This is a genomic window from Rivularia sp. PCC 7116, from assembly GCF_000316665.1.
In the GTDB taxonomy this organism is placed as follows: domain Bacteria; phylum Cyanobacteriota; class Cyanobacteriia; order Cyanobacteriales; family Nostocaceae; genus Rivularia.
This window is the reverse complement of the sequence record NC_019678.1, coordinates 4,455,208-4,474,992: the sequence shown is the minus strand read 5'-3', so window position 1 is coordinate 4,474,992 and position 19,785 is coordinate 4,455,208. Positions and strand designations below refer to the sequence as shown.

The 19,785-nt window shown below is 38.2% G+C and carries 11 protein-coding genes; 7 read left to right on the top strand and 4 right to left on the bottom strand.

Annotated features, from left to right (window positions below; all coding sequences use genetic code 11):
• The first annotated feature begins 13 nt into the window (after nt 1-13).
• From RIV7116_RS17370 to RIV7116_RS17360, 3 genes are all read left to right on the top strand, one after another.
• Nucleotides 14-2,176 carry an OmpA family protein gene (locus RIV7116_RS17370; protein WP_015119610.1) on the top strand — a complete coding sequence of 721 codons (2,163 nt, stop codon included), beginning with the start codon at nt 14-16 and terminating at the stop codon, nt 2,174-2,176.
• Between the two features lie 851 nt (nt 2,177-3,027).
• Nucleotides 3,028-6,603 (top strand): GEVED domain-containing protein, encoded by a 3,576-nt coding sequence (locus RIV7116_RS33985; RefSeq protein ID WP_015119609.1) that lies wholly within the window; start codon nt 3,028-3,030, stop codon nt 6,601-6,603.
• Nucleotides 6,604-8,028: 1,425 nt separating this feature from the next.
• The gene (locus RIV7116_RS17360; protein WP_015119608.1) at nt 8,029-10,824 is read left to right on the top strand and encodes an isopeptide-forming domain-containing fimbrial protein; all 2,796 of its coding nucleotides are present in this window, start codon (nt 8,029-8,031) and stop codon (nt 10,822-10,824) included.
• A 347-nt stretch (nt 10,825-11,171) separates the two neighbouring features.
• On the opposite strand, the gene RIV7116_RS17355 is transcribed toward RIV7116_RS17360, so the two are convergent.
• Nucleotides 11,172-11,429 carry a MoaD/ThiS family protein gene (locus RIV7116_RS17355; RefSeq protein ID WP_044291972.1) on the bottom strand — a complete coding sequence of 86 codons (258 nt, stop codon included), beginning with the start codon at nt 11,427-11,429 and terminating at the stop codon, nt 11,172-11,174.
• A gap of 167 nt (nt 11,430-11,596) precedes the next feature.
• On the opposite strand from RIV7116_RS17355, the gene RIV7116_RS17350 reads away from it, so the two are divergent.
• The gene (locus tag RIV7116_RS17350; protein ID WP_015119606.1) at nt 11,597-11,785 is read left to right on the top strand and encodes a hypothetical protein; all 189 of its coding nucleotides are present in this window, start codon (nt 11,597-11,599) and stop codon (nt 11,783-11,785) included.
• A 122-nt stretch (nt 11,786-11,907) separates the two neighbouring features.
• A complete protein-coding gene (locus tag RIV7116_RS17345; RefSeq protein ID WP_015119605.1) occupies nt 11,908-12,861 on the top strand; it encodes a histone deacetylase in 954 nt (317 codons plus the stop codon).
• An 89-nt stretch (nt 12,862-12,950) separates the two neighbouring features.
• On the opposite strand, the gene nblS is transcribed toward RIV7116_RS17345, so the two are convergent.
• Nucleotides 12,951-14,885, bottom strand: a complete 1,935-nt coding sequence (nblS, locus tag RIV7116_RS17340; RefSeq protein ID WP_015119604.1) for a two-component system sensor histidine kinase NblS — start codon at nt 14,883-14,885, stop codon at nt 12,951-12,953.
• Between the two features lie 148 nt (nt 14,886-15,033).
• Entirely contained in the window at nt 15,034-16,311 is a 1,278-nt protein-coding gene (gene purD / locus RIV7116_RS17335) for a phosphoribosylamine--glycine ligase (protein ID WP_015119603.1), read from the bottom strand.
• A 657-nt stretch (nt 16,312-16,968) separates the two neighbouring features.
• Here purD and RIV7116_RS17330 point away from each other — a divergent pair.
• Entirely contained in the window at nt 16,969-17,916 is a 948-nt protein-coding gene (locus RIV7116_RS17330) for an NAD-dependent epimerase/dehydratase family protein (RefSeq protein WP_015119602.1), read from the top strand.
• 330 nt (nt 17,917-18,246) lie between these two features.
• Here the strand turns inward: RIV7116_RS17330 and RIV7116_RS17325 are convergent, their stop codons facing one another.
• A complete protein-coding gene (locus RIV7116_RS17325) occupies nt 18,247-18,570 on the bottom strand; it encodes a hypothetical protein (RefSeq protein WP_015119601.1) in 324 nt (107 codons plus the stop codon).
• A 728-nt stretch (nt 18,571-19,298) separates the two neighbouring features.
• On the opposite strand from RIV7116_RS17325, the gene RIV7116_RS33980 reads away from it, so the two are divergent.
• A complete protein-coding gene (locus tag RIV7116_RS33980; protein ID WP_015119600.1) occupies nt 19,299-19,778 on the top strand; it encodes a DUF1353 domain-containing protein in 480 nt (159 codons plus the stop codon).
• Nucleotides 19,779-19,785: the final 7 nt, after the last annotated feature.

The following is a 19,785-nucleotide window of genomic DNA, read 5'->3' as shown; positions in this document are numbered from 1 at the left end:
AACGGCTATTCAAATGTATAAGAAAATTAGCAAAAATCCCTTTTACCAATTCAAGCAGTCTAGTAAATTTCCGGTTAATATCAAGCGCTTACTTGCCAGCTTACCTGTTTTATTACTGACTACTCCAAATATTGCTGTTGCTCAATCTAATACAGCTATAAGCTTGAGTGTCACGGTTAACAGCAACCAAGATGGAGAAGTTGAGGCTGATAATAATCTAACTTTAAGGGAAGCAATTGCAATTGTTAACGGTAGTCTATCTCTAGAGAGACTTAGCTCTACCGAACAATCTTTAGTTTCATCCGGGAGTAATCAAGCTGAAATTAAATTCAATCTTCCTCCTGGACAAACCAAAATTACTCTTGAAAGCGTTCTTCCACCTTTAACAAACCCAGGAACAATAGTTGACGGAACCTCTCAACCAGGTTACGACGCTAGTAAATCAGCAACAGCGGAAATTGAGATTCCTATTCCGGTGGTGGAAATAACTTCTGCTCCCGGAGAACAAGTATTTCGCGGTTTAACTGTAGCTGCGGATAATATTACAGTTGAGGGATTAAGCATATACGGTTTTAATTCTAAACATACGGATACTGCTAGCTTACCTCCAGGGGATATTGTTGTTGTACCCTATAATTCTGTTTTAATAACGGACAAGGAGAAAAGGAGACAAGGAGACAAGGGGAGTCCTCCTCGAAATGTGATTATCAAAGACAATTGGTTGGGTATTACCTCAGAAGAACAAGTTCCTGAAAAAACTTCTGCTTTTGGGGTTTCGGTATTTAACGCCATAGGTACGAATATCAGCCGTAACCGGATTGCGAACCATGAAGGTAGCGCGATTATTACCGGGAAATTAGCCGAAAACACTCAAATTCAATCAAATATTATCGTTGGTAACGGAATTGCGGGAATGCCCGACGCGATTAGACTCGAAGGTAAGATTAATAATTCTCAAGTTACCTCCAACTTAATTTGTGCTAACGATGGCAGTGGAGTGTACTTGTTTAAGCCAGAAGGTTCCGTAAAAATACAGTCAAACAACATTAAATATAATGGTAGACGCTTGCGACGTGCGGGGGTTTACTTGATGGGTAACAATCACGAAGTAACTAATAACCAAATTACCAATCAACCAGGTTCTGGAGTCGCGATTACAGCCTATCCCGATAGCAAAAGAAACGTTATCAGAGATAACAACTTTGCCAATATTGAAGGATTGAGTATCGACCTCAACTACAGAAATACTGCCAGCGTGAGGGATTTTCAACGAGGAGACGGCCCCAACCCTCCCCGAAACTCTGGCAACCGTCGTTTAGATAGCGCTAACGGAGCTATCAACGCACCAGAATTTCTCAGTTCGGAATTTATCTCGATCGACGGTAAAGTCAACATCGATGGAAAAGCCGAACCCGGTAGTGAAATTGATATTTACAAAGTCAATGCTAACAGCAAACAGCAATTAGATTTATACCCGGCATATTCCGCATTAGGAGAAGTAATTGCTAGAGTCCAAGCAGACGAAAAAGGTAGATTCAAAGCCACCTTCACAAACCTGCAACCAGGAGAAATTATTAGCGCGATCGCAACTCAAAGTAAATACGGAACCTCAGAGCCAGCAGCCAATGCAATAGTTAAATCCGTCAACAATTCTCAATCATTCCAAAAACCTCAATCCCCAATCCAAAATCCCAACTGTACAAGCCGCCCAGTGGCACCAACACCAATACCCGAACCGCCAATCCCCCAACCACCGATACCAGAGCCACCCACACCAATTCGTTTAAGCGTACCTAGAAACGTCCACTTTGCACTCGATAAAGACTTTATCAGTCAGAAGAGTGGAGAAGTTCTAGATAAAATTGCGGAAGTAATGGAACAATATCCCAACATTGTAATTGAACTACAGGGACATACCGACTCCCGCGCCAGCGTTGCTTATAACCAAGACTTGGCGAGACGACGAGCGACAAATGCAAGAAATTACTTAATTAAAAAAGGTATCGCACCAGAAAGAATGACAATTCGTTCCTTCGGTGAAAGAAAATTAAGAACACAAGAGAACAATGTTGTTGACTACGCACGCAACCGTCGAGTTGAAATATTGTTCTTTGACGTTAGGGGAATTGATATCGAATTTGAAAATCAGGAACAGGATTTACAGATAGAACAGTAATTTCATAAATGTAGAGACGTAGCAGTGCTACGTCTCCCGTAATTTGAACACAACACAGACAACCCCCAGCAACCCGAACATAAAACAAACAACCCCAGATGATAGATGATAATTACAACCATAAATGTAGAGACGGGGCGCAGTGCAACGGGGAGCAACAATTAATAAATTATTAATAAATACACAAAGAACCCAAAAATCCCGAATATGACCCCAGTCTATAAATGCGAGCTACAATCATATATTCGGGAAGACGTTGCAGTGCAACGTCTCTACATAAAACTTGAAAACAACCTAAAATATCTAATTAATTTCACCGATCAAGGTTGATTAAAATAGTAGTTTCACTGAAGTCAAAACACCTTTATAACAGTTTTAATAATTTAGGTAAAAGCACTTGAATATCATATAGTGCCTCGGCAATTTTTTGATTTCAGTTATTTTCAGTTAACAGTTCTCCGTTTCCCTTTTCTAATTTTCCGTTCCTTTGCTCTACAAATAATTGCTGTACCTAATAAATAAAGGTACTAGCTGCTGTTTAAGTTCTATTATTATTGTTCCTTAGTATTAGCCCAAAATAAATTAAATAGGATTGTAACTCTATTTCCGCAACAAATATTAACAATGTTTGGAATTAATAATGTTAGTTGATTTTGAAGTTTCTAACTACTAATTATTAGCTATTCCAGATATTGGTATAGCTTGATTAAAATCGAATGACTTACGGTAGTTATTTTCGATATTTTTTCGATAAAGCATTTAATTGTTTTTTGCAACTCTTTAAATCATTATATCAGCTTTATGTGTGATATGCATCACTTTCTACTATGAAAATATTATGCAAATATGTAATGTGTTTCTCTTCGCTAAAATCAATCAATAAGAAATCAAAAAAAAAGTTTTCCCAGAAACTAGCAGCAGGCACAAATTTAGGTATTATGAGTGCGATCGCCAAATATTCTAAAGTGTTGAGTACATCAATTTATAAACTTGTGCCGCTTTCTGCTGTAGTTTTGACACCGACATTCTTAACAACAGCACCTGCTTTAGCCGCAGTCGATCAAGTTTGTTACCTTATTTCTGATGTAGGTGGTACCAATGGAAATGACTTTTTAGTCAAAATGAATACAGATACGGGACAGTTTTTCCAAATTAGTTCCGGAACCGGTACTAATAACATTGAAGCAGCAGCAGCCCAACCAGGTACCAATATTCTCTTTGCTGCCAATCAAGAATCTAGTGGGCGACTTGGTACAATTGACCTAATTACAGGTGCTTTTACGCCTCGGGCTAATTTAATGGGCACAGGAAATGGCGAAAGAGGCAGTATCAACTTCAGAGATCCAGACGGTTTAGCTTTCGATCCAACTGATGGTACTTTATATGCTTCTATCCGAACCGGAGATGGAGGATCTCCTCCTGATATCTTGATTAAGGTCGATCCGGTAACAGGACGGCATATTCCTGATGCTTTTGGTACGAATGTGGATTATGTTGTCATTCAACCGCAGAATGGACGCGATGACATTGATGGTATCGCAATTGACCCAGCTGATGGAACCCTTTATGGTATTGCTAATGAGGGTAGCACTGGCGGTAATCAGAATCTAGTCACCATTAACAAGAACACTGGGGCTACTAGCTTAGTTGGTGAACTCCAGGAGAATGGAAGCTCAATTGACGACGTTGAGGATATTGCCTTCGATCTCAACGGTAAACTTTATATTTCTACTGGCTCTAGCGGTTCTACTAGGAATCGTCTTTATGATGTCGATAAAAACACGGCAGCAGTAAGCAATCGGAGACCGTTAACTATTGGTGGTGACTATGAAGCTTCTGGTTGTTTTCTGTTACCTCCAGTTGATGTTTCGCTGAACAAAACTGTTAACGATAACAGCCCAAATGTAAATGATATCGTCACCTTTACGCTGACACTCACTAATGATGCAGCAGCCAGTGATAACGCTTACAGTGATGTAAATAACTTAGTCGTTGAAGATGTTTTACCTACAAACTTAGAATTCGATTCATTTGTTACTATTCCATCGGGAACTACACCTACTTACGATATAGGTAGTCGCACTGTAACGTGGAACGTTAACGAAGTTTTAAAAGGGAATAATACTACTTTACAATTTAGAGCCAGGGTGACTGGTAGCGGTTCAATTACTAATTCGGCTCAAGTTACCTCTATAAGAGAATTTGATGTTGATTCCACACCGAATAACAATCAAGCATCAGAAGACGATCAAAGCAGCGTTTCTTTGACAGTTGTAGCCCCAACAAGTACAACAATTTCGGGTACACTCTACGAAGATAGCGACGGTGGTGATGACTTAGATGCAAGCGAACCGAAACTACCAGCAGATATTACTGTAAATCTGCTCGATAACAACAATAGCGTCATTAAAACCACCACCACTGACGCAAATGGTGCTTACACCTTCACAGACGTTGTCAACGGTAATTATAAAATCCAAGTTGATACCAACGACAGCGATATTCCCAATGGATACACTTTGGGAACACCTAATGATTTAGCTGTGACTGTTTCTGGTAGTGCGATTACAAATCAAAACTTTGGCTTTGATAAAACATCAGCCTCACCCCCATTAACAGCTTGTCCGGCTAATAGTCTGTTAACAGAGCAAACCATACTTAATTTCCAAAACCCGACCCCGGAACCTGGTACTACCAACGGAGACTTTTCAATTGGCGCAGTCTACCGCTTTCCTAATGTTGCAGCAAATACAGATGCTCTAGTTGAAGTAATTGCTTTAAATAATGCCACTATTGCTCAGCTAGATGTTACCACTACTGGTTTGGTTAGCGCCTTCCAACCAGAAGTACAGTCTAACTCTACAAATCCAAGTGAATACAGTGTTGATTTTCAGATTAGGTTTGTTCAATCAGGCACTAGTACACCAATAAACTTAAATACCGTGCTAGCCACAAGTGTTGATACTGATGGAGATAATACTGTTGTTAGAGAATTCGTACAGTTCAGCGGAAATGCTCCTAATTCCTATACTATTGAAACTCCGTCTAAGCTTACAGCTACCCAGATCGATAGCACAACAATACGTCTTGAAAGTCAATCAACTGACGTAAATCCTGGCATCAACCTAAACACTGCTAATATGGGTAGTGTTAAATACGATCAAGTTGGAGTTTTCAATTATCGAGCTGGTCTTATCATCGGCAATAATCCGCCTTCAAATGTTTCTAATCAGCGACTTAACTCACTATATTTTGAGTGTGTTTCATACAATAATTCCAACTCAAACCCTGTTGTACCTGTATTAGATTACGGTGACGCACCAGATAGCTACGGTACAACCAGTGCCAACAATGGTGCTAATCATGCGATTGTAAGTGGCATTCATCTAGGAACTGCTCCAGATAGTGAAACAGATGCAGCAACTCCCCTCGACGGTAGCGGCGATGGTGCCGAAGATGATGGAATTAACTTACCAACATTGAATGAAGGTGATACTAGCTATACAATCCCTGCCGAGAATATCACGGCAACGGGTACTGGAACTCTCCATGCTTGGCTTGACTTTGATAAGAATGGTACCTTTGAACCGGGTGAGTATACTAGTGTTGCAGTGACTAATGGTACTGCTGCAAATGATTTAAGTTGGAGCAATATTAATGCTGGTGCAGCAGGTGATACCTATGCACGCTTTAGATTTACAACAGATGCTGGTATTGATGCTAATACCCCTGGTGGTGGTGCTAGCGATGGAGAAGTAGAAGATTATCAAATTGCAATCGAAGCAATTGCCAATAACCCCAACATTCTATTAATCAAACGCATTACCAAAATTAACAACGGTATCACTACCAACAATGGTGATAACCTCGCAATTTACAATCAAGAAGACTCAAACCCCTACGATGATAATAAACTAGATAATCCCGCACCCGACCCAGTGGACACTGATAAGTGGCTTGGTACCACTTCAGACACAAGCAGTACCTTCCTCATCGGTGGAATCGACGGTGGAAAAGTTGAACCCGACGACGAAATTGAATACACAATCTACTACCTTTCCGGAGGTGACAGCGAAGCAAAGAACGTACTATTTTGCGATCGCGTTCCCGAAAACGTTACTTTTGTTACCAACAGCTTCAACGGCGAAGCCAATCAAGCGACAGGAGGATTGCAAAACGCGGATAGAGGTATTCAATGGTTAAAAGACGGTAATACAGAATCTTTAACCAACGTCAAAGACGGTGACGTAGCGCAGTATTTCCCCCCCGGAATTGAACCTTCTACCGTTTATCCCAAAATAAAATGTGACGGTACAAATACTAACGGTGCAGTCGTGGTGAATCTGGGGAATTTACCATTAGCTACCGCTCCCGGTACGCCAAATACTTCCTACGGTTTCGTTAGGTTTAGAGGTAGGGTGAAATAATTTCTCTTAATAAACTTTATTCGTTACGTATAAATACAGTAGCTTTGATAAAAAATAAAACTTAGAGTGATAAAGTAACTTGACAATTAACTGATATTTACTAGCGAAGAGTTAAATAATTTTAGGGCTAAAGCTGCGTGTCATAAAGTAGAAAGATTTTGATTTATACTTAGTAGTTTTCTACTTTTAATAGTAATGAATCCCATTCCCCATTCAAAATCAGAATGTTCTACACATTGCGGTTATTCCTAATTATTAAAGTTTTTTGCTCGTAATCCTATCAGCTATATATTTGACAAGGAATGATTGGATTTCCCTTTTCTCAACGGCTATTCGAGTTCTTGCTTTTCGTTTCCTATTAATCTTTTCTCGTTCCCGAATATTTTTGTATTTCCTATCATTTAGTTATGGATTGACATAGATTTAATCATCAGTAATCCGACATAAGATATGGATATTAACTCATTAGAAGAAATGTGTTGAAAATCTTCTGGAGTTACTTGGTTGGTAGTGAATCAATCTCATCTAAACAGCATATTTTTGTAATTGCTGTGTCAATCCTATATTTCAAATATTTGAAAATCATATTTCTGGCATCTATAGGATTACTATTGGGAGCATCCCAATTTTGCAAAAATAAAATTTGTAGTGGGAGCGTCTCGCTCCCTAGTGCTTGCTAGCGAGCAAGATGCTCGCACTACGAAAAAATAAATTTACACATTTGGGATGCTCCCTTACTATTTGATTATTGAAAAACACTTCGGATGTGTTGTGATGTAGCACAAAGCACTACACTATAATACCTAGGTTTCGGTGCGTTAGGCTAAAGGCATAACGCTAAAACTGCTTAATTTCATTCAAAAATCAAACTGGATTGCTATATAAAGTCAAACCCTAATTTTTAATTCTATTTTTTGAAACCCGTATTTTTCCGGATACTACGCAATATCCGGGAAATTTTCGGCTATTTAATCAAATTTCAATAATATTACCTAGATACAAATGATAATTTTTTGGGCAATATATAAGATAAGACAAAAGTCTTCTACCAGTTAACTTGTCTTGAATTAATGTAGGCTGTCGTTATTGCAGCTTGAAAAAGCAGGTTTATCTTCTAACTTAATAACTTAGAAGATGCAATCTTAAAGCAAAAACAACAAACTTACTATAGTTCATAACAAGAAAACTTGATTTATTTTTTAGTGTTCCCTTTTTAATGAGGAATGGGCTTCCTGCCTATCCTATAGTTCAAGATGATTTGATAGCTTCTTAGCTCAAAGAAGTATATCTATTTTGCTGAATAACATTGTGAATTCAGATATTTCAGCATAGTATTCTATGCCGAAATATCTATATGTTTTATAACAAATTCACATGTTATTTCAGTAAAGTTCCCTATTTGTGACACGCGGCTTTAGCACATCAATGCATTTAATATTACAGGGTTTGTATCTTAGCGATACTATGATTTTTGACGCAAAAAAAAAAGGTAAGATAAACTTTTTTAGTAGCTTATTTACTACAATATTTCTTTTGAACTTTTGGGCGATACCATCACAAGCCGAAGGTTCAAAAGAATTAGTTTTTCAAGGTGGAGATAGACCTTATATAGAATGGTCGAATAGAGAAACAGCAAAGATTTCACGTAAAACTCTACTGAAAGTAGTTGTTAAAAATGGAGAAACTGTCAACCTTGGTTCTAGCGTCCATAACAGTTTTGATGGTAGAGATATTGTCTTTCGAGGTCCCATTCCTTCTACCACGGAGCAAATTTGTGACGTTAAGAGATTGGACCAAGGTGGTGAAGGTTTAATAGATAAGACAGCTAAAGAAACAGCCGGACCATTACCGAATCCAGATGGTTATACACCCTGTCAATTTACAGTAGATAGTACGGGGATATACGAAGTAGAATTTCATTCTCCAAATCCAGATGGTGGAGATCCACCAGCAAAATCTACGAGTGAGGATTTCCCCACGGATAATCAGCAACAAATGACTGTAGCCGCTTGGGATATTACAGTTCGAGACGAAGATGGTAATACTAAGAATGGCCGAGTATTTACCAACTACTTAGCTATGAACATGGGTACAGTTGAAAAGTCTCTCAATTCTAATTTTTTCATCCAAACTAAAGACGGGTTTTTATATAAAACTTCGATGAATGGAATCGATCCATTCGGTTTCATCTTCTTCGCAAATAGTCGGGGATTTATCGATCAAACTGATAATAGCACTTTATATCATTCTGCTAATGCAGGTCAGAATAATTTTAGTCTCGACCCTTTTTTAGGTAACGTTCAGGTACAGCGTCCAGATGTTGAAGATACTAATACAGACATTACTCACTTAGTATTTTTCAATCGTCCGGATGCAGAAACTTTAAATCAGCTAAATATTCCCCTTGTACCAGCAATACCTATAACACCAACCAACTTTAAATTTACTGGTGGTAATGGAGGAAGCGGAAATCAAACTGTTGTTGGAGTTGGAGGGAATTTCAGTTTTGATTCTACAAGTCCCGGTAGCTACGAAATTATTATTGATACTGATAAAGACAATATATTTGACCCTAGTAAAGATACAGTTCTCCAAAATATAGTCACTGTAGGTAGTAATGTAGTGCGTTGGGATGGTCAAGATGGACAAGGTAACAACTTACCTCCTCGCATCAATAACGACCCATATGATGCGAGAATTAGACTGAGAACTGGAGAATATCACTTTCCAATGTTAGATGTAGAGAGTAATTCTAATGGGTTTGTAATTGAAATGCTTAATGCACCTACTGCATTTCCAGTAGGTAACAGGTTTACGGTTTACTATAACGATGAAAACTACACAACAAGCAATGGAACAGATGTAGATTTAAGTGGTAGCGGTGCTAGTAATCCCCGTAATGCCTCAATTGGAGTAGACAGTAATGGTGGAGCGCACAAATTTAGTAATAATTATGGTGATTTTAAAGGAATCGATACTTGGGCTTATTTCCCTAGTGAAGCAACATCAACCAATCTGATTATTACCGACGATAAGTCTGCAAATGTACGAGGTACAAAATCGGTACGCTTTCTAGAAGATAAAGACAATAGCGGTACGGTAACTGTAGGAGACACAGTTGAATACACTATTACTTACTCTAATCAATCTCCCGATTTTCAAACAGATGCGACAAATTTCATTATTCAAGATACCTTACCGCCTCAGTTAACTTACAACAACTCTGAAATCGTCTCGAAAACTGACGGCAACAATATTATTTTAAATTCTTCCTACAGCGGTTCTGGTGCATTGTCTAATTCAGGTACTCTGAGAGTCAATGATGAGATTATTATCAAAATTACAGCCACAATTAATAACGATAATGATGGTGATTCTATTAACAACCAAGCAAATGCAACTTTCAATACAAACGACAGCTCTGCAACAAGCGGAACCGCTTTAACCGATGCTGATTCTGCGGGAGCAACGCAAGATAATCCACCAACTCAAGGTAATCCTTTCAAACAGATCGATGATGATAGTCAAAATACCGGAAATGACCCCTCCAACACCGCAGATGACGAACCAACTATTATTACAGTAGAAAAAACTGTAGTAACTGGCTCTCCAAAGGTGCTGTTAGTTAAGAGGATTACGGCAATTAATGGGGTTAATTTCGATCAATTTGTTGACGATCCTAATAGTATCGAAGATAACAATAGCAACTGGCCAGATTCTGACCCCTCAGATACAAGTAGCAATGATTTTCTACGTGGAGCAGTTAACGGCGGTTTGGTTGTTCCTGGTGATGAATTAGAATACACTATTTACTTTCTTTCAATAGGTGAGAAAGATGCCAGTAAATTAAAAATATGCGATGTAATACCAACTTATACGACTTTTATTCCTACAGCCTTCAACGGTTCAACTCCTACAGATGGCGGTTTGAGTACGGCTAATTTAGGTATAGCAATTGCTTTTGATAGTACGAATTATCCTAAGAACCCTACTGCCTATATTACGAATGTAGCTGATAGTGACAGAGGAGAATTTTTCTCTGCTGGGGAAACACCACCTATAGCTTGTTCTAGTAGTAATAATAATGGTGCTGTTGTTGTGAATATAGTCAATAAAGACAATGTCAACCAAGATATTATACCTACCGCAAATGTTGACCAGACGCAAACCAAACCAACTAATTCTTATGGTTTTATAAGATTTAAAGTTAAAGTCAATTAATTATTGTAATCCTACGGTTAGGGATAATCCACAATAGTAAAACTGGAGATAACTCCAGCAACGCACTACTTTCATTGCTGCAAATAATATTTTTTATTTATTTCGATTAAATCTATAATTTTTCAATATCTTTTAGATTTAATTCCGTTGTTGATACAATCAGATTAACGTTAAGACTTCAGACAATAATCGTTTATTTTCTGAAGTGAATCGATTTTTATGGCTTTCTAAGATAAAACCAATCTTAATATGTTCTTTTAATAGTTTGCCCGTAGTTGCGCTTCAGCGCTTATTCTTGAAAGCACTAAAGCACAAATACGAAGCTCTTAAGATTTTTTCAATGTCAATTATCCGCCGCTGACTGGAGGTATCAATACGACTTCATCCCCATCATTTAAAGGAGTATCTGGTTCGACAAAATTCAAATTTATGCCAAATCTGGTTACATCTCGCCATTGCTCTAATTCGGGATGTTCTTTGATTAAATGTTCTCTGACTTGCGATACCGGCGTGTTTTCAGGAAATTCCAGGATTAATTCTGGTTCGTTATAAGCTTCCTGATAAGCTGCGAATAATTTAACTGCGATTTTGATTGAATTTGGCATGGTAAATTGGGCATCGGGAATTGAGCATCGGGCATTGTTTTGCCAATTATTATTATTATCGAAAAGAACAACGGCAGTAGCTGAATATTTCATTCTAAAGATAGTGTGTTATCTCTAAAGCATCTTCTAAGCTGATAAGCTAAGTTACATAGGAAGAATTCAAGAATATGAGCGAAGATAAAGCCAAAAATCAAGCTGAAAAAAACAATCCTAAAGAAGAAGCACCGGAATTAAGTCCAGAGTTGCTTGATAGAATCAAACATCCGGCAGCAATTGACAACACAATCCGCAATCAATCCCCAGAAGAGCTTAAAGGTAATCCCGCTGTTTCTCCGGAAATGCTTGACGACAGGTAAACAGCGAACAGTAAACCTTTACCAGTTACCAGTGAGCAGCGAACAGTTAGTAGCTAGGGATTAAGAGTTAAGTATTGAAAGTTTTAAATAGCTTTCTCCCCTCTCTACTCTCTCAATGCCCAATGCCCAATTCCCAATGCCCAATGCACAATCCCACGTTTCCCTTAATCTACTCGGACGAATTTCTCGAACACCTTACCGGAAGAGGACATCCGGAAAAGCCGGAGCGTTTAAGTGCTGTCGTCTCGGCTTTGAAAGAGGCGGTTTTTTCTCAACAAATTGAATGGCGATCGCCGACTCCTATTACCCAAAATTCGCCGCTTGATTTCCTTAAGGAAATACATTCACCGCGCTATATCCGTAAAGTTCGGGATATTGCGGCTGAGGGGGGTGGCTTTTTGGATACTGATACCTATGTTTCTCCCCGCAGCTATGATGTAGCGTTATTAGCGGTGAATGCTTGGCTCGATGGAGTGGATATTGTTCTGGAAACTGGTAAACCCGCTTTTGTTTTAGCACGTCCTCCTGGACACCATGCCGAAATTGACTACGGTATGGGGTTCTGTTTGTTTTCTAATGCAGCAATTTCCGCTTTCCAAGCTTTGAAAAAACCCGAAGTTAATCGTGTTGCTATTCTCGATTGGGACGTACACCACGGTAACGGTACTCAAGCAATAGTAGAAAACAATCCTCAAATTGCTTATTGTTCCTTACATCAATACCCTTGTTATCCGGGAACGGGTAAATCTTCAGAAAGGGGTATTAACAATAACGTGTTGAATTTACCCATGCCTCCTAGTAGCGATATTAGTACTTATCGAGCAGGATTTGAAAAAGAGGTATTTCCATTTCTATCAAACTTTCAGCCCGATTTATTAATAGTCAGCGCTGGTTATGATGGCAACGCCGATGACCCCTTAGCAATGATAAATTTGCAACCGCAAGACTACGGAATATTTACAAAACATTGCTTAAAAGTTACCAGTAAAATATTATTCGGTTTAGAAGGTGGTTACGATTTACCAACACTTTCCCAGTCAGTTATAGCAACCGTTGAAAAATGTTTAAATTGGTAATTGGTAATTGGTAATTGGTAATTGGTAATTGGTAATTGGGCATTGGAAGAAGGGCATTGGAAGAAGGGTAAAATTATTTAAAACACTGTTCACTGTTCAATGCTAACCGTTAATTGTTCGTCAATAGCTGTTTCTTGATAAATTTCTAAGTCAAACCAAAATGTAGTTCCAATGCCTACTTCACTTACTAAAAATACTTTGGTGTGATGTTTGTCTTCAAGAATATTTCTGACAATTGATAACCCCAAGCCGGTTCCTTCAAGGGTATGAACGCGGTTTTCAACGCGGAAAAAACGGTCGAAAATGGCTGCTTGATCTTCTTGAGGAATACCGATTCCTGTATCGCCAATTTCTACGCGCACGCGGGATATGGAATTATTGAAAAGTGATTGCTGCTGAAGTTCGTAAGCACGAAGTGCAACTTTACCACCAGCTTTAGTAAATTTTAGTCCGTTGCCAATCAAATTAGCTAATACTTGTAACAATAAATCGTAGTGCCCTCTTACTAAAGGTAAATCGGGAGCTATATCTTGAATTAACTCAATTCCTTTATCTTTAGCATTTAACTTATAAGTACGCAGAGTTTGTTCGATAGCTTGACTTAAATCAACTCCATCCATAGTGTAGCTGCGTCCGGATTCTAATCTTGATAAATCCAATACGTCATTAACTAAACGAGCGAGTCTATCTGTTTCATTATTAACAGTAAGCAAAAATTCTTGTCGCTGCTCTACATCTAAATCTTCGCCGAATTCATGCAATGTTTCAATAAAAGATTTAATATTAAATAATGGTGTTCGTAATTCGTGGGAAACGTTGCTGATAAATTGACTTTTAGCTTCATTAAGCTCTACTTCGCGAGTAATATCTTGGATAGTAATTGCAATACCTTTGATGCTTTCTCGTTGCTGGTTAACAACTGTAGTTAACAAAATACGTATAGTTCTTTTTATTGGTTCATTTATAGTAATGCGGAATTCAGCACGTTCTAATTCTCCCGCAGTCATTTTATCTAAATAGCGGTTAATTTCTAGCTGCATTTGTGAAGGTAAATAGTCCAAGACGCAATTACCAACAACTTCAGCTTGTTCCCAACCGAAAATAGTTTTTGCTGTCGGATTGACCAATATTACCTGCATTTCGTTATCAATCAAAACAGCGCCATCGGCAATAGTAGAAACCAAAGTTTCCAATTTAGCTTTTTCAGCAGTTAGTTCTTCTATATTTTGTTCTTCATAGCGCTCCAATCTTTCTGCCATTTCATTGAAGCTAGAAATTAGTTCCTTGAGTTCTCCAGAAAATTGTAGTTGAATTCGCTGCTTAAAATTACCCGCCGCAATTTGCTTGACTCCCACTAATAATTCTTTTATGGGCTTAGTAATAGTCAAAGCATTAATTACTCCTCCCAAAATTACCATTACCCAAATCGAGATAAACACCGCAATTGTCACATCACGAGTAAAATTGGTAGAGATAACGGCTGTTTGATTGGGATTAATACCAACTGCTAAAACGCCTAAATATTTACCATTTGCCTTCAAAGGAACAAACACGTCGGTAACTTCCCCATCTGGTGAATGATGGTGACGTACCATTGGTTTTTCCACATCAGCAGCATAATCCTCCGGAAGCTGAACTCTACGTTCGATAGTCAGCGAATTTCCTACCTCTGGTTCCCAAAAAGGAATACCAAAAAATATTTTGCCAGTTTCATCAGCATAAAGCATATAGCGAACGCTGGAAGTCGTGCTATAAAAGCGTTGAGAAAACTGTGCTATCTCCGTGTAATTCTCCTCAGCCAAAAACGGCGAGACATTCGCAGCTAGCAACAAACCCAAATCCCGCCCAAAACGAGTATCGTTGAGACGTGCATCCTGCTGAATAGTATTTACAGCCCAAAACGTTAAACCGCTCATCACCAAAGATACAACTAAAGTGACAGCCGCTAACAGCCTCGTCTGGAGATTAAAATCCGACCACCAATTGGCGATCGCTTCTCGAATTGTTTTTAAAATGGCTAGCATCTCAAATATAAGTTGTTAGTAGTTTTTTAAAATACAACCCCAACAACTAAAAGTTAACAGCTAAGCTGACAAAGAGGGAAGAAAGTTGGGGATTGGGAATTGGTAATGGGTAATTGGTAATTGGTAATGGGTAATTGGGCATTGGGCATTACCCATTCCCCATTACTCGATATCCGATATCTCGGCGATAATACATGCCCTCGAAATTAATTTTCTCAATACCAGCATATGCTAATTGCAAGGCTTGCTCGAAGTTCTCTCCGACTCCGGTTACATTTAAAACCCGACCTCCATCTGTAATTAACTGTTGCTTTAACTGCGTTCCAGCATTAAAGACTGTAACTCCTGTCGCCTCTGCCTCGTCAATTCCTGTAATTACTTTACCTTTTTCATAAGTTCCGGGATATCCACCAGAAGCAACAACTACAGTAGCGGCGGTTCCTTGTTTCCATTCTATAGGGGGCATTTCCTCTAACCGCTGTTCAGTACAGGCAAGCATCAATTCTTCTAAAGGCGTTTCTAATAATGGTAATATTACTTGAGTTTCTGGGTCCCCAAAACGACAGTTAAATTCCAATACTTTGAATTCACCAGTAGTTGTCACCATTAGCCCAGCATAAAGTACGCCTCGATAATCAATATTTTGAGCTTTTAGGGCATCTATAGTTTTATTTAAAACTTGTTTTTGAACTCGTTCCATTAAATTCACGGTGGCGATAGGTGTTGGCGCATAGGCTCCCATTCCACCTGTATTCTCTCCCGTGTCTCCTTCGCCGATGCGTTTGTGGTCTTGGGCTGGCAATAAAGGTCTAATCGTTAAGCCGTCTGTCAAAGCTAAAACAGATACTTCCTGTCCGGTTAAACATTCTTCAATAACTACAAATTCCCCAGCGCTGCCAAACTGACCGTTAAATATAGCTTCAACCGCTTCAACTGCTTGATTTAAGCTTGTCGCCACAGTCACACCCTTACCCGCAGCCAAACCATCAGCTTTGATAACAATGGGTACCCCGTGTTCTTTGATATAGCTTTTTGCGGGTGCTGCTCGATTAAATACGGCACTATTAGCAGTCGGAATATTAGCTTCCTGCATAAGACTTTTTGCCCATGCTTTGCTTGCTTCTATCTGGGCTCCCGCTTTTGTCGGCCCAAATACTTTTAGTCCTTTGGACTGTAGATCATCGGTAATTCCTTTTGCTAAAGGTACTTCTGGCCCTACAACTACCAAACTAATATTTTCTTGGAGAGCAAAATTACCTATTCCTTCAAAATCATCTACCTGCAAAGAAATATTTTTACAGCGATTCAAACTAGCCGTACCACCGTTCCCCGGCAGGCAGAAAACTTGCTCAACTTGACTTGATTGAAGGAGTTTCCAAGCCAAAGCATGTTCTCTTCCTCCACTACCTACAACTAAAATTTTCACTGATTATCCTCGAAGTCACCTTGATGATGGGGAGCATCCTAGATATTTGAATTCATAAGTGCCTTATGAAGGGGCATATATCTTGTTTGCTCAAAACATCGATGGAACTAAATGTCCCCGATGATGCATTTTATTTTTTTCACCAATTTTAATACTTATCGACGTTTAACGGTACGCCTTTACGATTTTGGATTCGCGGAGTTAGGAATTTACTCATCATATTTTATGGGACAGACCATTATTATTCGTTTTCATTAAAATTGATCGGTTTTGACAAGCAGGGGGAGCAGGGGAAGCAGGGGAGCAGGGGGAGAAAAGAATTTTGAGAAAAATAGACCCTTTAAAATTAATGATTTGAACCACTAGTGTTCACAAGTAGGGAGTTATGAGTCAAGACTATTTATTATTGCCCTTGCTCTATAATTCTTCAAAAAGCATCAGTGTTCATACTATATTTTTTCTTAATTCAATTTGATTAACTCGTAATTGTATGGATACAATTTTAATATTTTTTAGATACAAATACGTAGTTTAAAAAAATATTTTTTATATCACTCACAGTGTGTCGAAAAAAGTTTAAAAAGTAGTGGCAACTACCTGTCTATAAGGATTAACCTGTGAATACTGAGTTAAAAAAATATCTAAATATCAAGAGACATGACTAAAAATATCGTTACTGGTGTTGCAGGTTTTATAGGTTCCCATATAGCAGAAACACTTTTGAAAAAAGGAGAAGAAGTAATTGGCATAGATGAATTCAACGATTACTACGACCCTTTCTTTAAAAACAAAAATGTTACATTTTTACAAACCTATGACAATTTTGAATTAATTGAAGCAGATATTCAGTTTGTAGACTGGAATTCATTGTTAAAAGATGTTGACGTAGTTTACCATCAGGCAGCCCAAGCAGGGGTAAGAGCAAGCTGGGGACAAGGTTTCCGTTTTTACACAGAACGCAACATCAGCGCTACTCAAGTTTTGTTGGAAGCAGCAAAAGACGCAAATAATTTAAAAAGGTTAGTTTACGCTTCTACATCCAGCGTTTACGGTGATGCAGAAACTTTACCTACAAGCGAACTAATTTGCCCTAAACCAGTTTCACCTTATGGGATCACCAAGTTAGCCGCAGAAAGATTGTGCGGGCTTTATCAGAAAAACTTTGGCGTACCTTTTGTAGCGTTGCGTTATTTTACAGTTTACGGACCTCGCCAACGTCCGGATATGGCTTTTCACAAATTTTATAAAGCTGTAATCGATGATGAAGCGATTCCCGTTTATGGTGATGGATTACAAACCCGAGACTTTACTTTTGTAAGCGATGCGGTTGCTGCAAACTTAGCTGCTGCGACTGTAGATGATGCTGTTGGTGAAATATTTAATATTGGTGGTGGTAGTAGGGTTGTTTTAAAAGAAGTTTTGGAAACAATGGAAGAAATTGTCGGTAAACCCATCAAGAGAAACCATATTGAAAAAGCGATGGGGGATGCTCGTCATACTGCTGCGGATGTGAGTAAAGCAAAGCGGATTTTGGGTTATCAGCCCCAAGTTAGTTTAAGAGAAGGTTTAACTAGGGAATGGGAATGGGTGAAAGGAATATATTAATATCAGATTTTTTCACCTGTAATTATTAATGTAGAGACGTTGCGCCGAGCAGCGTCTCTTTGCATTTTGGCTTTTTATAAAAATTTAAATAATTTTGCATTGTTTCTTAAATTGGGAGGCGTATTATTTCTACTTTTGGGCATCACAATATTATTTATATAATGCTGTTATAAGTACTCCTACAAAATAAATTAAATATTTCGTTTGGGGAGGCAATAGGAAATAGGGAACAGAGAAGATTTATATAACTCACGGGTAATTATTAAATAATTTTGCGTAACTATTTACAGTTTCTGATTTCTGCCGATCTAATTAGGTATCTGTTGCGATTCAAGAATCCATGAAAACGAGTTCATCGATAAATGATGAATCTGACAACAAATCGTCAACGCTGAATCCGGGAGCGTTATCATATTCCACCTCTAAACTAAATGTTATAAAAACTCCGTTATCTAACTGAGTAGTTACCTCAAAAGAAGCAGTATTTGATAGTTTGATTTCATCAAGTTCATTATTAACTCGTTCAGCGTCTGGGGCTTCAAAACTTTTACCTTCGCCGATAGTCTCTATGTTACCTGCTCGATTTATGTCAACGAATTCAAAAATAGTTTCCTTGTCTATCTCATTTTTTGCGGATTCTCCATTAGAAGTCATTGCTATTATCCTCCAAGATTATATTTTGAGAATATGTGCATATTGCTCAGCCTTGTTATCTCTATTACTCCTATGGGTGCGTCTTGCGTGTAATTATGCAAAATATCTGAAATATACTTTCTAGGAAGTATAAACATCGGTAGATTACACAAAATTATGGGATGGTCATAACAAGTATTTTTTTGCTGCGATCGCGTAATATTAAGCTGTTATCAATGCTTATAAATACTGACTATAAAAAGTTAGTAGTCGGTATTTGTTACCTCATTCTAAGATAATGTTTGATAAGTCACCAAAATAATCAGTACTTACGCATAAGAGCGTTGATACAGTGCGGCGAGCGCTTTCATAGGGAGAGGTTTGTCTGTATTGCCTAACTCTGTTGGATCTGAGAGTGACAATTTTCTAACTGGTCTAATTATATTTACCAAAATAGAACGATGGGAGCATCCCAATGGCGGCAAAAAGCCCGCAGGCTATAAGCCTGGGGCTAATACTACGAAGCCCACCTGCGTGGGCTTTGTTTTTGTAGCCGCACCCATAAGTGTCGGATAAAGTATTTATTCCTGCATTGGGAAGCTCCCAGAACGATTGCATGTCAGTCGCGATATGACAATTGTGATTGTGGTATAAATCTTAGCTATAAATTCGTAAATAAGATTTTTAGATTGGAGAATTAGATAGAAAAAACAACGTGCTGCCAATCTAAAAAAAGGAATAAACTGAAAATGGTTTGTAATCAAGAGTTAATATCAAAATTTCCCAGAGCAAAAGTTTCTTATATTCCCGAGGAAGATGCGTGGACTTTAGAAGAAGAATACTGTTATGAGGATAAAATTAAAGGAACAAAAATTATCTTGCATAAAGGTTTCAGCTTTGATTTATCTTCAATTCCTAGATTTTTATGGATAATTTGTGGAACACACGAGCTTTCCCTGGAAGCACCATTAATTCATGATTTTATGTACATGAGTAAAGGTGGTAAAAAAATGTATTTTAATCAAAAACCAATATTAGGAAATATCGAAACTAAAGAAATTTTTTATTCTAGAAAAGAAGCTGACAAATTATTTAGGAAAATGATGCAAGAAGCAGGTGTGAGTAAGTGGCGTGGATTGTTTGGCTATATGGGTGTGAGATTATTTGGTGGGATGTATTGGAAGCCAAATCAGAAGGTTGTTGATAATTTGACTATGGCTGTTAACTAATGATTCA

What these genes read in the sequence shown, in the direction of transcription:
- RIV7116_RS17370 (WP_015119610.1), top strand. Translation starts at nt 14, where the DNA reads ATGTATAAGAAAATTAGCAAAAATCCCTTTTACCAATTCAAGCAGTCT.
- RIV7116_RS33985 (WP_015119609.1), top strand. Translation starts at nt 3,028, where the DNA reads ATGTGTTTCTCTTCGCTAAAATCAATCAATAAGAAATCAAAAAAAAAG.
- RIV7116_RS17360 (WP_015119608.1), top strand. Translation starts at nt 8,029, where the DNA reads ATGCATTTAATATTACAGGGTTTGTATCTTAGCGATACTATGATTTTT.
- RIV7116_RS17355 (WP_044291972.1), bottom strand. Translation starts at nt 11,429, where the DNA reads ATGCCAAATTCAATCAAAATCGCAGTTAAATTATTCGCAGCTTATCAG.
- RIV7116_RS17350 (WP_015119606.1), top strand. Translation starts at nt 11,597, where the DNA reads ATGAGCGAAGATAAAGCCAAAAATCAAGCTGAAAAAAACAATCCTAAA.
- RIV7116_RS17345 (WP_015119605.1), top strand. Translation starts at nt 11,908, where the DNA reads ATGCCCAATTCCCAATGCCCAATGCACAATCCCACGTTTCCCTTAATC.
- nblS (WP_015119604.1), bottom strand. Translation starts at nt 14,885, where the DNA reads ATGCTAGCCATTTTAAAAACAATTCGAGAAGCGATCGCCAATTGGTGG.
- RIV7116_RS17330 (WP_015119602.1), top strand. Translation starts at nt 16,969, where the DNA reads ATGACTAAAAATATCGTTACTGGTGTTGCAGGTTTTATAGGTTCCCAT.
- RIV7116_RS17325 (WP_015119601.1), bottom strand. Translation starts at nt 18,570, where the DNA reads ATGACTTCTAATGGAGAATCCGCAAAAAATGAGATAGACAAGGAAACT.
- RIV7116_RS33980 (WP_015119600.1), top strand. Translation starts at nt 19,299, where the DNA reads ATGGTTTGTAATCAAGAGTTAATATCAAAATTTCCCAGAGCAAAAGTT.